This window comes from bacterium, from assembly GCA_021372515.1.
Lineage (GTDB): Bacteria > Gemmatimonadota > Glassbacteria > GWA2-58-10 > GWA2-58-10 > JAJFUG01.
The window spans coordinates 1-14,984 of the sequence record JAJFUG010000043.1 but is presented as its reverse complement, the minus strand read 5'-3'; the positions used below and the strand labels follow the sequence as shown (position 1 = coordinate 14,984).

Sequence of the window (14,984 nt, the reverse complement as noted above, 5' to 3'; positions counted from 1 at the left end):
GGCTCAATTCGAGGGTAATCGCCAGTAGGGGCGGCCCACCGTGGCCGCCCGCGTGGCACTTTACATCGACATCAGTTTCTGCACCAGGCGGTCTTTCCACACTTCCATCATCTGGTCGCTCTTGGCCCGCTCCCAGAAATCGTTGAGCGTGCTGGTGCCGCCCTCTCCGCGTCCGGCCGCCACCTCGCCGTAGAGCGTGGTCAGGAACCCGCTCAGGTCCTCGCCCTTGTCGGCTGCACGTTTCTTGAGGGTCTCAAGCAGGCGGCGGTCATCCCAGGCCTCGCGCAGGCCGGTCATGAACGGAGCGGGCAGCATGCCGAACGGGGTCTGCCAGGCGTACATCCAGTTCTCCCCGTCCAGGGTGTCGAAACGGTTGCCCCAGTTGTAGGCCCAGACCAGCGAGCCGCGGCTGTCGTGGCTGGCGAAATACCAGCCGAAAGTGTAGCGCGGCACCCCGGGCGCGGTGTGGTCGGAGGTGAAGGAGTACTGCCAGAGGATCTTGCCCCCGGCCCGCACCTCGTTGGGAAGGTTCCAGTTCTCGGCCACGGCGTTGGTGCAGAAAATGTCCACATCCGGCAGGAAATCGATACCGCCGTAGTAGTGGTGGATCGAGCCGTAGATCTGCACCTTGGGGTCGCCCTGGCGCAACAGGGCCACCTGCTGCTTGAACTGCGGCTTGATGAAGTACAGCATGCCCTTGTCCGAGGTGTACTGGTGCCACTTGGCAGGCTCATCGAACGGGGTGAGGATCACGTTGGGCCAGCCGGCGGCGTCCTCGTGCTCGCGAAACCGCCGCGCCCACTCGGTGATATAGGGGGCGATTTCCTTCGGTACGTTGTAGGGGTCGCGGAAAGCCAGCTCGCTCCAGCCCTGGTCATCCAGGCCGAGCATGGTCTGGGCCAGGATACGCGGCAGGTGCATGGTGCGCGGGAACCCGTAGGGGTTGCCGCCCAGGAAATAGACCATGTCGGTCATCCCGGCGCGCTTGGCCGAGAGCATGAACTCGTCCATCAGACGGAAATCCAGGTCGAAACTGTCGCCGTTCTTTTTCATCTCCGGGCGGTCGGACTGGTACCAGATGTTGACCATGTTGTGGTTGTTCTGCTTGAGCCACTCCATCTCGAACTCGGGTATCAGTCCGTTGGTGCAGCCGCCCAGCCGCAGGCCCGCCTCCTCCATGGTCAAGAGGCGCTGGTCCAGGATTTCCAGCTCCACCGGCACCGTGGTCTCCTGGGCCGCCTTGCCCTCGCCGACGCGCAGGTGCAGCAGGCTCTTGTACTTGCCCGGACGGCTGAACTTCTCATCCGTGTGCAGGGTGACCAGCAGCATCTGGCTGTGCCCGGCCGGGACATCGAAAGCGTAGGCCGGCCAGAGGCGCTGCGGGAACGGCTCGACGAAATAGTTGCGGATGTTCCAGCCCTTGACCAGCGAGTACTCGGCCACGCGCAGCTCGGCCTCGGCCACCACCTTGCCCGCGCTGTCACGCAGCGGCTCCACGCTGGCGGTCACGGCTTTCAGGTCCGCGCCGTTGGCGTAGACTCCCAGCTGCAGCGGCTCGAACTCGTTGAGGAACATCCGGGCGGCCAGGGCCGCTCCGGCCTCGCCCGCACGCGGGGCGCTCACCGGCAGCACCAGGTCCATGTAGTTGCGGGCGAACGGCACCAGCTTGCGGCCGGTCCACTGGGCGGGCAGAACCGGGGCCTCGGCCAGGGCCCAGTAGGAGGAGTCGATCACGCCGCGCCTCTGGGCCCGGGCCACCCACTCGCGGCAGGCGGCCTCGTAACGGGCCTGTTCATCCGGCAGAGGGGCGACCAGGCGTGCCGAGCGTACTTTCAGCTCGCCGCCGGGCGAGACGATCCGGAAACGGATTGTCTTTGATGGCAGGTGCAGGTAGATCATGTCCGCCGGGGCGGGAATGCGCGCCACTCTCCACTGGCCGTCGCCGAAGCCGCCGAAACGGTGGACCTCGTCGAACGGATTGTCGGTGGACAGGCCGGAGTAGACCTCCGCGCGCACCATGTCTTTCACATTGTCCAGATACTCCAGCTCCAGGACCACCATCTCGCCGCGCGGGGGACGGTTGCCGCTGAACCAGGCCGGGGCCTCGAGCAGGCCGCCGCCGCGGCGGTCGGCCAGGGTCAGCTCGGAGCCGGAGCCGCTCCAGGCGTTGTCACCGGCCACCGGGGTCATGGCCAGGGGGAGTTTCACCCCGGCCGGGGCCTTGAAATCGAGCGCCGTGGCGGGAGCGGCGGCCAGGGCGATCAGAAACAGAAGCAGGGCGAGGGCAGACAGCGCGCGTTTCATCCGGGTGTCCTTTGCCAGCGTAACGGGTTGGGAGGCGAATAGTAGCTCGGAAAGGGACGACTATTGTTTGCGAAAAAACAGGCGTTCCACCCCGCAGAGGGAACGCCCGCAATATTAAACCGTTATGGGGAAACGGCAACTTTTTTCTGTGTTCCGGATTGTCACCCTGCCGAAAGGCCTGCGGACAACTCCTGCAGTCGCTCCAGCACGCGCGCGACAAGCCCGCTCTGGATCATCTCGCCCAGGAACCCGTCGCGGTGGCAGTCCAGTTCCACGATTGTCACAAGCAGCTTCCGGCAGTCCTCCAGCGAGGCGGCGTCCGCCAGAGAGGGGTCATCCCGGAAGCGGGCGCACTCTTTCTGCCAGCTTATCCAGCGGAAACCCTCCGGGGCGCAGCCGCCGTGGCGCACCTGGCTGATAAACTCCAACACCGCGGCGTTGTACTCCAGGCGGGGCAGGCCCCCGGCGGCTTTGACGCTCCAGCCGCCGGGCTTGAAATCCGCCTGATGGAACGCCTGGGCAAAACGGGTCAGGCGCTCCGGCTCGAAGCCTTTTTTCATCCTTCCGGGCAGGGCCGTATCCACAGCGGTCCTCCGTTCATTGCACGCCGGCCACCTTGAGCAGAAGGGCCAGCACATCCGCCATCCCGACCACGCCGTCATCGTTCACGTCCAGGCAGGGGTCGGAGGATTTGTCCCGAATGGAGCGCAGCAGGCCGATCACATCGGGAATGCCCAGCACCCCGTTGCCGTCGAAATCCCCGGGCAGGCTCATCGTGCATTTGCCGGCCGGGTTTTCGAGGAATACCACCGCGGCGCTCATCGCACCCAGGCTCAGGCTGGTGACCGGGGTGTACTTGAGGCTCGCGCCCTCGTGGCCGGTGGCCGGGTCGGCCCAGTACTGCGAGGCCGGGCCATCCTCCTCGGCCAGGTACATCGTGTCGGGCAGGGTGACTGTCTTGGCCGAGTTGCTAACGTTGCAGAGCACCCAGCCTTTCTCGTACTCGCGACGGAACACGCCGTTCCAGACCAGTTGCGCCAGGGAGGCCCACTCGCTTTTCCAGGGGCCGAGGTCGAGCTCGAACTCCGGGTACCAGAGGACATGGCTTACCGCGCCGAAATCCCCGGGGCCGTACATGGTGAGGTACAGCCGTCCCGTGTTGCACAGCAGGTAGACACCGGTGAGCCACATACGCTCGCGGGCTTGCCCGGCCTGGTCCTCGCTGCTGTAATAGCCCTGGCCGTGCAGGTAGACCCCCTTGGCCTGGATGTTCCTGACCCGGGCGATCGCAAGCTGGGCGTCGGTGGCATCCGGCCAGCCGCCGAAAGTCTCCAGCATGGCGCCGTGCATGTAGTCGCCCTTGTAGTAGTGCGCCCCGCCCTGATCGACCCAGTTTGTCTGCAGGTTGTCGATGTTGGGGAAGAAAGCGTAGCCGGCCGAGTCGAGCTTGGCGTCGACCTGACGGCCCCATTCGTTGAGCTTGGGGATCCAGGTGCTGGTGGTGCTGGACACGTTGTCGAACAGCGCGGCATAGTTGGTGCGGCCGAAAATCGCCTCCACAGTGTAGGTGTCGGCGAACACACCGTCGCACTCGTTGCCTTTCATCTCATCGATGCAGGAACTGGTCCACCAGTTCAGCACCTCGGGGTTGCCGATATCCAGGACAAATCGCTCGTGGTTGTGCTCGACCCACTCACCCGACCCGGTCTTGAGGATCCAGTCCGGGTGCAGCTTGACCGTGCTCCAGTTGGAGAGCGGGCTGCTGCCCGGGGTCCACTCGCTGTTGATTATGGTCGCGGAGAGCGTGTCGATGGTGATCGACAGCTTGTAGTGCAGGTGCAGGAAATTCTCGTTGTAGGAGCGGATGAGGCGGATGTCGGGCAGCCGCATTTTCTGCACGCCCACATAGCGCTCGGCGATAAAGCGGGCCTCGGCAGCGGTCAGGTTGCCGTGGAGCTGGTCGGAGAAGATATGCACCGAGCGGTGCTTGGCCGGGTCGTAGGCGGAGGAGGGGAATGGCCGCCTGGCGAGCAGGGCGAACGGCGTGGCGAGAAGCAACAGCAACAGGCACAGGCTCAGACGATGTTTCGGCATACGGCGCTCTTCGGTTGAGGGTTAAGCTTCTCACTTAGGAATATATGATTAAGACCGGCTTTTGATCCAGTCTAATGTTCGGCAGGCTGCAGGGCTGTCCAGGAGCCGGCCGCGGCTCCGGCTGTGGCGGGGATATAGTCGCTCGTAACCAAACGACTACGTCCTGACCACAAAATTTCTTCCGCAGCTCGTGCGTACAGTTTTTCTGCGTCCGTAGACGGGCAAACTCTTCACAAAGATAACGTCTAATGCTGTCAAATCAATGGATAATCACCCTACCGCGCGGAATTATTTTGTCTTGACACTTTTTTGAACCCGCGGCACCTTTCAGCAGTCGGAATGAGAAGACTGATTCAACAGGCTGAACATTCCACATTCTCCGGAGTGAAGGATGCAACCCACGCGCTATGCCCCGTTCATCAAGCGGTTCGTCGCCTTTGTCGTGGATTTCATACTCAGCGGCGCGATATGCGCGCTGCTGATGCTGCCGCTGGCGCTGGTGTTTATCCCCAAGCTGCTGGTGGACAGCGCGCTGGTGGGGCTGTTCAGCGGGCGGCATTTCGACCCGGAGCGCCTGTTCGAGCACAGCGCCGCGATGATGCTCTTTCCCCTGATCTGGAACATCATACTGTTCGTGCTGGTTGCCAGCCTGGTCCATCTGCTGTATTTCGCCCTGTTCGAGAGCAGCCACCGTCAGGCCACGCCGGGCAAGATGCTGCTGGGGATATTTGTCACCGATGAGCAGGGGCGGAGGATAAGTTTCGGCCGGGCGGTGGGACGGAACCTGGCGCGGGTGCTGTCGAAAATGTTCTGCTGGCTGGGCTACCTTCTGGCCCTGTTCACCGAGCGCACCCAGGCGTTGCACGACCTGATCGCCTCCACCCTGGTGCTGGAGCCGGCGGTGAGCGCTCCCTGCGCCGGGCCGCCCTCGGCGGAGCCGCCCTCGGCCGCCCGTGTCCGTCCACAGCCCGAGCCGCCTGCCGCCGCCGCCCCGTCAGCCGACACGAACCCGCCGGCCGAGCCGCAAGCGCCGGCCCAGGACAGCCCGCAATCCAGGGAAACTTTCTGAACGGAGAACAAGGAGACATTTCGATGGTCCAGACCCGTTTCGCTCCGTTTTTAAAGCGGTTCGTGGCATTCCTGATCGACCTGGTGGCCAGCCTGATCGTGGCCCGCGTGCTGCTGATCCCGCTGCGCATGCTGGTGCAGCCGCACGATTTCTTCGGCGACCCGTTCGCCCACTGGGGCATACTGGGGCGCATGGCTGGCGGGGTTTGCAGTTGGCTGCCCTCGCCGGGCTGGCTGTTCGGGGTGAACGGCGGCGAGTTGCTGGGTTGGGCCTCCACCGCTGTTTTCGTCCTGTATTTCAGCGTGTTCGAAAGCTCCTGGCGCCAGGCCACCCCGGGCAAGATGGCTCTGGGCATTTTCGTCACCGACGAGCAGGGGCGGCGGCTCTCGTTCCCGCGGGCGCTGGGGCGCACCCTGGGCAAGCTGCTCTCCACCGCCTGCTGCCTCATCGGCTATATAATCGCCCTGTTCAGCCGCCGCAGCCAGGCGCTGCACGACCTGATCGCCAACACCCTGGTGCTGGAGCCGTGCCAGACTCCCTCGCTGAGTGAGCCGCCCCAAGCCGAGCCGCCGCGGCCCTGAGCGGGTGCAAGTGACAGAATGCGCCGGAGGCGGGCAAGATCCAGACCGCCTCCGGTTTTTTATTGCCCGCACCCGACTGCGGCCCCGCCCCACTTCCGTATTTTGCGGAAAAGTGTTATTTTAGAGGGTAATCGTATTCCGGCAACGTCCCGCGGGGGGCCGGACTCAGAGCGGGAGCGGTCCGCGGCGCCCGGTCAAGGGCGTTCGAATGTGGGGGAGAGGATAAGATGTTGCGGTTTATCCTGAAATGGGGCCTGATGGTCCTGGTGGTGTACCTGCTCTGGCAGATGATCGTAGCCAAGCCCCAGGCCGAGAAGGTGAGCGAGGCCGACCTGGTCGGCAAGCTGATCGAGCACACCGACATCCTGAAAGACTCACAGGGCAAGGACATCCTGGAGCCGAAAATCAAAGACGGCACTGTGGACAAGTGGCTTACCGCGGGGCTTCTGCGCACGGGCGCGCTGGTGCTCAGCGCCGCCGGCGACCCGCCCGACAGCGCCGCCTGCCGCCGCAGCCTCAAGTACATCCGCGCCGCGGCCATGCTCGACAGCCTGGACTCCGAGGCGGACCAGTTCCTGGCCTACGCCCTCTGGGGCCTGGGCGACCGCCAGTCGGCGATTGTGGCCTGCGAGCGGGCGGTCAGCCGCTGTACGCCGCAGGATACCACCCTGGCCCCGGCCTGGCTGGGCAGCCTCTACCTGGAGGAGGGACGGACCGACAGCGCCCTGGCCTGTTTCCGCAGCCAGTTGCGGCTGGACCCGCGGAACGAGACCTATTACAACGACACCCGCTACTACCTGACCCGGGCCGGGGTGCCCGCCGACACGCTGGAGGCGGTGCTGAGCCTGAGCGAGGTCCATACCGGGCTTTTCAAACGCGCCGGGCGGGCTTATAATGAAATGATTACCTGGCCGCGGCGCAAGCTGGCCGGGATGCTTCGATAGGCGTTGGAATCATTTGCATCTTATCGTCCCAGAGGGTTGGCCGGTAAGGATAGGCAATATGGTCAAATGCAGCCGGGCATGGAGGAAACTTTTAGCCTGACCCGGCTTGTCGGGATGGAAATGCGGTCTCGAAGAAACGCTGGGATTCATATAAGTGGTTTGTAATTGTCAAAATAAGCTGATCCTGATTGATTCGATTGGAGATTGTATTGGAGGAGATTATTGAAACTTAAGCAGATGCTTTATGGTATATCCACTTTTATACCGGGAATGGATTCATTATTTCATAGAGGTACGGGTGGCGCCGGTTCGGCCAGGTATTGTTATTCTGTCTGGCTGCGCCATCTGGTGATGGCCAAGAAAAGCGGGCTGAATTTCCATCCGAAGATAGTGGCGGAGTTGGGGCCAGGCGATTCATTGGGTATCGGAATTGCGGCTTTGATTTCCGGTAGTGAAAAATATTATGCATTCGATATTGTAAATCACTCAAATGCCCAAATGAATAAAAGAATATTTAACGAACTCATTGCTCTATTCGAAAATAAAACACCCATTCCAGACGAAGATGAATTTCCCGACATCAAGCCGTCTTTGTTGGATTACAGGTTTCCCGAAGATGTTTTGGATGATGGCAGGATGCAGCATGCACTGGAAAAGTCACGGGTTGGAAGTATTGAGGAATCAATTGACGGAATGAATGAAAATGAATCGATGATTCATTTTAAAGTGCCCTGGAGCGACGTTTGCGATCAGGCGAAGGAAACCGTGGATTTAATCTATTCGCAAGCGGTTCTTGAGCATGTTGATGATTTGCGAAGCGCATACAGGGCGATGTATTCGTGGTTGAGACCGAATGGTTATATTTCGCACCAGATTGATTTTAGATGTCATGGAACTGCGGATGAATGGAACGGCCACTGGCGGTATTCCGACTTTGTGTGGAGCTTGATACGCGGAAAGAGAAAATATTTGATTAATAGAGAACCGCATTCAAGGCATCTTGAAATTATGCTTGAAGAGGGGTTCGGGATTGTGTGTGACCACTTGTATAAATTAAAATCAAATATAGCTAAAAACGAATTGGCTTCGCGGTATAAAGAAATTGCCGAAGAGGACTTGATTACGGGTGGAGCTTTTATTCAGGCAACCAAAACGGCGAACAAATAACTTGGTTTTTAGTAAAACACGCAAGGCATGGAATGCACACAGGCAATTGGCTGAACAACAGGATATCGAAGTTCTCTATGCGTCCAGCCGGAGTGTTGTTATTGGCCGAAACAAATGCCCGGCCAGAGAAATCGACTCTATTTTTTGGGGTAATTGATTGAACTTCATCATCGAGTAATAGATATGCGCACACACATCGTACACGAGCAGGCGGACTCCCTGGTCTACGAGATCCGCCAGATTGTGATCCTGGCCAAGCGGATCGGCGCGGCCGGAGTGCCCCTCACCTGGGAGAACATCGGTGACCCGGTGGCCAAGGGCGAGCCGGTCCCGGACTGGATCATCGAGCACCTGGGCGCGGTGAGCCGCATCCAGAAAAGTTGGGGCTACAGCCCCTCCAAGGGGATGGACGAAACCCGCGAGTTCCTGGCCGCCGGGCTCAACGCCCGGGGGGCGGTGCAGATCACGCCCGAGGACATCTACATGTACAACGGCCTGGGCGACGCGGTGAGCAAGATGTACGGCTACCTCAACCGCCAGGCCCGGGTGCTGGTGCCCTCGCCCTCCTACTCGATCCATTCCACCCACGAGGGCTACCACGCCAACGCCGCCCCGTTGATCTACCATCTTGACCCGGCGCGCGGCTGGCTGCCCGACCCGGATGAGATCCGCCGTCTGGTGGACCAGCACCCCGAGGTCTGCGCCGTGCTGCTGATCAACCCCGACAACCCCACCGGCTCGGTCTGGCCGCGCGGGATGGTCGAGGCGGTGGTGGAAATCGCCCGCCAGAACGACCTGTTCGTGATCGCGGACGAAATCTACAACCGTCTGACCTATAACGGCCGCACCGCGACGCTGCTGGCGGACGTGATCGGAGAGGTGCCGGGCATGGCCCTAAAGGGGATCAGCAAGGAATATCCCTGGCCGGGAGGACGCTGCGGCTGGATTGAGGTCTACAACGAGGACCGCGACCGTGAGTTCAAGCGCTACGTGCGCACGCTGTTCGATGCCAAGATGGTGGAGGTCTGCGCCACCACCCAGCCCCAGATGACCATCCCGCGCGTGTTCTCGGATGAGAGATACCCGAAGCACCTCGAGGCGCGCTGCGCGGCCTACGAAAAGCGGTCGAGCCAGTTCGCCGCGGCATTCGAGGGCCTGGAGGGGGTGCACGCGGTGCGGCCGGACGGCGCGTTCTACGCCAGCGTGATATTCGATTCCGGGCGCCTGAACGGCAAGCAGAAGCTGAAGGTGAAGAACTCCGGGGCCAAGTCCGTGCTGGATGAGGCCCTGGCCGCCGGCAATGTCCGCGCGGACAAACGCCTGGTGCTCAATATCCTGGCCGCCACCGGCATCTGCGTGGTCCCGATGAGCGGGTTCACCAGCCAGTTGGACGGTTTCCGCATGACCCTCCTGGAGCAGGAGGATAGCAAGCGGGCCGCCACCCTGGCCACGCTCCGAAAAGCCATCGAGGACTACCTGGCCTCGGCCTGAGACAAGTCGAGTCAAGTTAAAGGCGGAATGCAAAAAGGGGCACGGTGCACCGTGCCCCTTTTCTTTCGGACCAGATAGCCCGTTGCTCTCGCGCCGAGGCGTACCCGTGTGTGCGCCCGTCATGCTTTTTTGCCTGCCTCCGCCGTGACACACCCCGCCCGTTGACGCGGGCACCCCTCTCGAGAGGGGATTAAAAGCGCGCCGTGCTCCTTTAAGCAAGGCTGTCTTTTTGCAAGTGGATGGGGGAGAGGCGTCTTTACTCCCCTCTAAAAAGAGGGGTGGCGGCGTAGCCGACGGGGTGTGTGGTTTTTCTCCCACTTTGAAGTAGAGGGATAGAGGGGGATTTGATCCAGTAAATCGGGCACGGCGCGCACCGTGCCCGAAAAAAAGGGCGGACACACGGGTCCGCCCCTACGGTCTTTAGTTATAGCCTCTTTTTCAGTGCGCTGGCCGCAACACGCGGAAGCCCACCGTGTTGCCGTCGATAAGCCACCAGATGCCGCGCGGGCGCTGCGGATCGCGCTCGGTCCAGGCATCCAGCTGCTGCAGGCGGTTGGTCGGACGGGCCTCCACGGCCGGGTCATCCCAGCTACCGCCACGCAGCGAGGCCTTGTCGCCCACCCACCACTTGGGGCCCTTGGGGTCCACGTTTACACCGCTGGCCTTGAGCTTGTCATAGTACAGGGAATCGTACTCCTCGAAGCACAGCTCCCAGGCATTGCCCAGCATGTCACACAGACCGTAAGCGTTGGGCTTTTTCTTGCCCACCGCCTGGGTTTCCCAGTCGCTGTTGTCCTCGTACCAGGCGTACTCGTCCAGGCTGGCGGTCATGTCCTCGCTGTCGCCGGCCCGGCAGGCGTACTCCCACTCGGCCTCGGTGGGCAGACGGAAATCGTGGCCGGTCTTCTTGGTCAGGTACTTGCAGTAATAGGTCGCGCCGATCCAGCTGACACCGATCGCCGGCTTGGAGCCGCGTCCCATGCCGTGGTCGTAGGCCCCGTAGTAGTTGGAGGGCCGGGTCACGGCGTCGATGCCCTGGCGCCAGAGCGAGTATTTCTGCTTGCCCCAACTGTAGAGGTTGTTGAACCAGATGAGGTTCAGCTTGGGCGAGGCCAGGGTCACGGCGTCCAGCATGGTGCTGTCCTTGACGAAAGCGAACTGCTCGTACTGGTCCCAGGTGACTTCCGTTTTGCCTATCCAGTACGGCCCCACCTTGACCTTGCGCACCGGGCCCTCGTCCACCTCGCGGTTCGGCGCGCCCTCGGGGGCGCCCATCTCGAATTCCCCGCCCGGCACGTAGACCATCTCCAACTCGATGTTCGTGCCGGGAATCTTCTCGGTGTAATTCTGGGGCGGCGTGTCGAGCTTCGGGCCGCACCCGGCGAATACAATCAGGGCCGCCACGGTCAGGGGCCACAAATCTCCTCTTCGCATCACTGTTTCCTTTTCTCCCTCAGGCTTGTCAGGGGCGGCCGGCCGCGGTGCAAAGCACGCTCATCCGGCGCCGGGTCAACGGGTGGTCTTGCCTGGGATCGGCAGGGGCCGCTCGGGCAACGGGCCGAAAGCATAGGTCTTGGGCTGAAGGTCCAGCGGCGAGGCCATGATCTGGTCCCAGGTGATTTCCTTGCCCGTGTAGGCGCTCTCGCGGCCCATGATCCCGGTCAGTGTCGATTCGGCCACGTTCTGGGACTCGTTGATCTTGGCGCCCTTGCGGATGCAGCCCAGCAGGTCCACATGCTCCTGCACGTAGGGGTTGACTTGCGCGCCCTGGTAGCGCCAGTTGGTCTTGCCGCGCATCTTGATCAGGCCGTTGGTGTCGGCCCGGCCGGTGGAGCCGCTGACGAACTCGGCGATCAGGGTGTCGGTGTTGTTCCACTGACGGCAACTGGACATCATGTGCATGCCGTTGGGATACTCGAAATCGACCACGAAATGGTCGTAGATGTTGCCGAACAGCGGCTCGGTGCGCACGATGCGGCCGCCGGTGCCCAGGGCCTTGACCGGGTGGGCGTTCAGCAGCCAGTTGATCACGTCGATGTTGTGCACGTGCTGCTCGACGATGTGGTCGCCGCAGATCCAGCAGAAATAGTACCAGTTGCGGCACTGGTATTCCATGTCGCTCCAGCCGGCCTGGCGCGGGTAGCTCCACAGCTCGCCGCCGTTCCAGAATACACGGGCGGCCTCCACTTCGCCGATTTCACCGTTCTGGATACGCTTGATCCATTCCTGGTAGGCCGGGTCATGGCGGCGCTGGGTGCCGGCCACCACGCAGAGGCCTTTCTGCACGCTGAGCTTGCCGGCTTCCATGAAACGGCGGATGCCGGCCGGGTCGGTGGCCACCGGCTTCTCGGTGAAAACGTGCTTGCCGGCCTTGACCGCGGCCTCGAAATGCAGGGGACGGAACCCCGGCGGGGTGGTCAGGATCACCAGGTCGACATCCGTGGCCAGCAGCTTCTGGTAGGCGTCGAAACCCACGAAGCACTTGTCCTTGGTCACGTCGATGTTGGGCAGGGGACCGCCTTCGCGCTTCGGGTCTTTCAGCTTGGCCAGGCACTTGTCCAGGTGGTCCTGGAAAATGTCGGCCATGGCCACCAGGTGCACGTTGGGAGCGGCGCTGATGCAGTTGTCCACCGCCCCGGTGCCGCGGCCGCCGCAGCCGATCAGCCCGATCTTGATCGGGTCGGCGCTCTGGCCCCAGGCGTTCTTGACGATGGAGAAACCGGCCAGGGCCGAGGCGGCCAGGGCGCCGGTCCTCAGAAAATCACGGCGGTTCTGGTGTCTGGAGCTGAACTCTTCGCTCATTTTTGCGCTCCTGCAACAAGACGCGATTGTGCCGCCGGGCAGCGGCGGTTGACAGGGAAGAGGCATCTTTCGGCTGGGTAATTAGTACACAAGGTTGGAATAATAAAACCGGGGGCGACCCTGGTGCAACTCTTTTTTCAGAATTCCTTTAGAAATGCATGCACTTTCTTCACCTGCTTCAGGTAAGCCTCGATCTGGGGGGTGAGGAACTCGCAGGTCTCGCGGTAGCCGCGGGCGGTGTACCAGCCGACAGTCTCATCCTGGCAGAGCAGCCAGAGGCGCTTCACCGAAGCGCCCCGGGCGTACTCTTCCAGACGTTCGAGCAACCGCGCGCCCACCCCCTGCCCCCGGGCGGCCGCGCTTACCAGAAGGTGGTTCACATAAATCGAGGCGCCGTCACAGCTTCGCGTGGCCAGGATCACCCCCAGGAACTCGTGGTTGGCCTGGGCGATGAACGAGCAGTCGGCCTGTCCCACCGCGATTGTCAGGTAGATCGAGTCGCGCTCCTTGGGCAGGGGCGACCAGTCCATCTGGTTGAGCAGGAAAAAGTCATCGGCTGTGAGCGGGCGAATCTCCATTGTCCCTCGATCTCCTATCTTAGCGGATTTCCAGATAATCCCTGTCCGGCAGCTTGGGGAATGGCGCATGGGGCTCGGTCTGGTACCAGAACGCCGTTGAGGAGATGTCATCCTGTAGCGGCAGGTAGCGATGGTCAGCGCGCCAGCCCAGGGCCTGGATCGTCACTTTGAGGTCTTTCTCGAAGCGGACCGGGTCCATGATGTGCCAGCGGTAGAGGCCAAACCGCTGCTGCGAGTCGTAGAGGCCGTCCGGCCGGATCACCTGGGGCATTCCGGAATAGGGGGTGCTGAACTCCTGGTACTGATGCGTGACCTTGTTCTCGAAGTTATAGGAGCCGCAGAAATAGTCCTCCGTGCCGGTGCCGCAGATCGTTGGGAACTGGCTGTCTCCGTCCAGGAAGAACTTGATCTCGCCCTCGCCCCACCAGCCGGTGTTGTTGACCCCCCAGGCCAGGTAGGTGCCCACGTACTGGCCCCAACCCTTGACCCCGTCCAGTATGGTCACCACCTCTTTGTATGGCAGGGGGTTGACCCGCCGGAACTGGGCGTGGAAATAGGCGGCGTCCTCGGGCACTTCGGTCAGGGTATAGTCGATCTGGTAGTAGAGTGTCATCTCCTCGGGATCGATATTTTCGAAAGTGATCCGGCAGGACTTGCGGAACGGCATCTCCCAGTAGCAGTTGAACGCGCTGCCGGGGTTCACGCAGACCGGCAGGGAGCTTACCTGGGCGTAGCGGCCCCAGCCGCAGGCGAAAAAGTCGCCCACCGGGCACTCCACCGAGGGTGTGGCCTCGCCGTCCCAGTAGATACGGATGATGCAGTGCCGCCAGACACCGGCGGGAGTCATCCAGATGTGCTGGATCGCGCCGGGGCCCTGGATTTCGGCCAGGGTAAAGGTCTTTCCGGCCTCGATGTGGATGTAGGGCGAGACTTTCCAGCCCTGGCCCAGGTCGCGCGCCGCTTTCAGGGCCGGGCCGTCCACCGACATGCCGCCCTTGCCCTTCTCGCCGTTGAAATTCTCGGCGCTGATCGACCGGGTCTTGGCCTTGGAGAGGCGCGACAGGTTGCCCAGGTTCATGCCCAGGCCGTTGAACCCCTGGTCCGCCCCTAAAGCGGCGGTGACAAGGAACAGGGTTAGTGCGGAACACATCAGACTGAGCTTCGACATCGGGCGCCTCCGGTGCGAAAGGGGAGTGGCTTGATGGAACGGATGAAAAGTTTTTATTCCGGTCTGATTATATGCAAAGGATAGCACGATTCAAGGTTTTTCTCCTTTCAGCGGACGGCAATCAGTAAAAACGAGGGACCACCCGGAGGTCCGGCCGGTCCCATACGCAACACTGACGGTTTTATGGCGCGCTCACTCGTCCGTGACACAGCCCTGGCTGGCCGGGGAGACCATCTTGGCATATTTCCAGAGCACGCCGCGACGGAACCCGTGATCACGGGGCTGCCACTGGAGGCGGCGGCGTTCCAGCTCGGGGCCGTCCACGTGCAGGGTCAGGGTGCGGGCCTCGGTGTCCAGGCTCAGCCTGTCGCCGTCGCGCACCAGGGCGATCGGGCCGCCCACCTGCGCCTCCGGGCAGACATGCCCGACCACGAACCCGTGTGTCCCTCCCGAGAAGCGGCCGTCCGTGATCAGGGCCAGCTTGTCCCCCAGACCCTGGCCCATGATCATCGAGGTGACTTTGAGCATCTCGCGCATGCCCGGGCCGCCCTTGGGGCCCTCGTAGCGGATCACCACCACCGAGCCGGCCTTGACCCGGCCCTGCTCCAGCGCCCGGATGCAGTCCTCCTCGCTGTCGTAGACCTGGGCTGGGCCGTCGAACCGCAGACCCTCCTTGCCAGTGATCTTGGCCACCGCGCCCTCCGGGGCCAGGTTGCCGTACATTATCTGGATATGCCCGGTCTTCTTGATCGGTTTGTCCAGCGGCTGGATGATGTCCTGGCCCGG

At 62.2% G+C, this 14,984-nt stretch carries 13 protein-coding genes; 5 read left to right on the top strand and 8 right to left on the bottom strand.

Going from position 1 to position 14,984, the window contains the following annotated elements:
- Positions 1-60: 60 nt before the first annotated feature.
- The 3 genes from LLH00_04125 to LLH00_04115 all read right to left on the bottom strand — a co-directional run bounded on the left by LLH00_04125 (position 61) and on the right by LLH00_04115 (position 4,398).
- Positions 61-2,304 carry a hypothetical protein gene (locus tag LLH00_04125; protein ID MCE5270450.1) on the bottom strand — a complete coding sequence of 748 codons (2,244 nt, stop codon included), beginning with the start codon at positions 2,302-2,304 and terminating at the stop codon, positions 61-63.
- A gap of 161 nt (positions 2,305-2,465) precedes the next feature.
- Positions 2,466-2,888, bottom strand: coding sequence for a DUF6508 domain-containing protein (locus tag LLH00_04120; GenBank protein ID MCE5270449.1), 423 nt, complete (start codon positions 2,886-2,888; stop codon positions 2,466-2,468).
- A gap of 13 nt (positions 2,889-2,901) precedes the next feature.
- Positions 2,902-4,398, bottom strand: coding sequence for a putative glycoside hydrolase (locus LLH00_04115; protein MCE5270448.1), 1,497 nt, complete (start codon positions 4,396-4,398; stop codon positions 2,902-2,904).
- Positions 4,399-4,789: 391 nt separating this feature from the next.
- Between LLH00_04115 and LLH00_04110 the strand changes: the two genes are divergently transcribed.
- From LLH00_04110 to LLH00_04090, 5 genes are all read left to right on the top strand, one after another.
- Positions 4,790-5,467, top strand: coding sequence for an RDD family protein (locus tag LLH00_04110; GenBank protein MCE5270447.1), 678 nt, complete (start codon positions 4,790-4,792; stop codon positions 5,465-5,467).
- Positions 5,468-5,490: 23 nt separating this feature from the next.
- On the top strand, positions 5,491-6,048 hold the full coding sequence (locus tag LLH00_04105) for an RDD family protein (protein MCE5270446.1): 558 nt from the start codon (positions 5,491-5,493) through the stop codon (positions 6,046-6,048).
- A gap of 227 nt (positions 6,049-6,275) precedes the next feature.
- Positions 6,276-6,992 (top strand): hypothetical protein, encoded by a 717-nt coding sequence (locus LLH00_04100; GenBank protein ID MCE5270445.1) that lies wholly within the window; start codon positions 6,276-6,278, stop codon positions 6,990-6,992.
- Between the two features lie 222 nt (positions 6,993-7,214).
- Positions 7,215-8,159: a class I SAM-dependent methyltransferase gene (locus LLH00_04095; GenBank protein MCE5270444.1), complete on the top strand. Its 945-nt coding sequence runs from the start codon at positions 7,215-7,217 to the stop codon at positions 8,157-8,159.
- A 183-nt stretch (positions 8,160-8,342) separates the two neighbouring features.
- Positions 8,343-9,650: a pyridoxal phosphate-dependent aminotransferase gene (locus tag LLH00_04090; protein ID MCE5270443.1), complete on the top strand. Its 1,308-nt coding sequence runs from the start codon at positions 8,343-8,345 to the stop codon at positions 9,648-9,650.
- A 438-nt stretch (positions 9,651-10,088) separates the two neighbouring features.
- On the opposite strand, the gene LLH00_04085 is transcribed toward LLH00_04090, so the two are convergent.
- From LLH00_04085 to LLH00_04065, 5 genes are all read right to left on the bottom strand, one after another.
- Positions 10,089-11,084: a formylglycine-generating enzyme family protein gene (locus tag LLH00_04085; GenBank protein MCE5270442.1), complete on the bottom strand. Its 996-nt coding sequence runs from the start codon at positions 11,082-11,084 to the stop codon at positions 10,089-10,091.
- A 75-nt stretch (positions 11,085-11,159) separates the two neighbouring features.
- Positions 11,160-12,452: a Gfo/Idh/MocA family oxidoreductase gene (locus LLH00_04080; GenBank protein MCE5270441.1), complete on the bottom strand. Its 1,293-nt coding sequence runs from the start codon at positions 12,450-12,452 to the stop codon at positions 11,160-11,162.
- A 137-nt stretch (positions 12,453-12,589) separates the two neighbouring features.
- The gene (locus LLH00_04075) at positions 12,590-13,030 is read right to left on the bottom strand and encodes a GNAT family N-acetyltransferase (GenBank protein MCE5270440.1); all 441 of its coding nucleotides are present in this window, start codon (positions 13,028-13,030) and stop codon (positions 12,590-12,592) included.
- A 19-nt stretch (positions 13,031-13,049) separates the two neighbouring features.
- Positions 13,050-14,180 carry a DUF2961 domain-containing protein gene (locus LLH00_04070; protein MCE5270439.1) on the bottom strand — a complete coding sequence of 377 codons (1,131 nt, stop codon included), beginning with the start codon at positions 14,178-14,180 and terminating at the stop codon, positions 13,050-13,052.
- 210 nt (positions 14,181-14,390) lie between these two features.
- Positions 14,391-14,984, bottom strand: a 594-nt coding sequence (locus tag LLH00_04065; protein ID MCE5270438.1) for a dihydroxy-acid dehydratase, incomplete at its 5' end; no start/stop codon positions are given.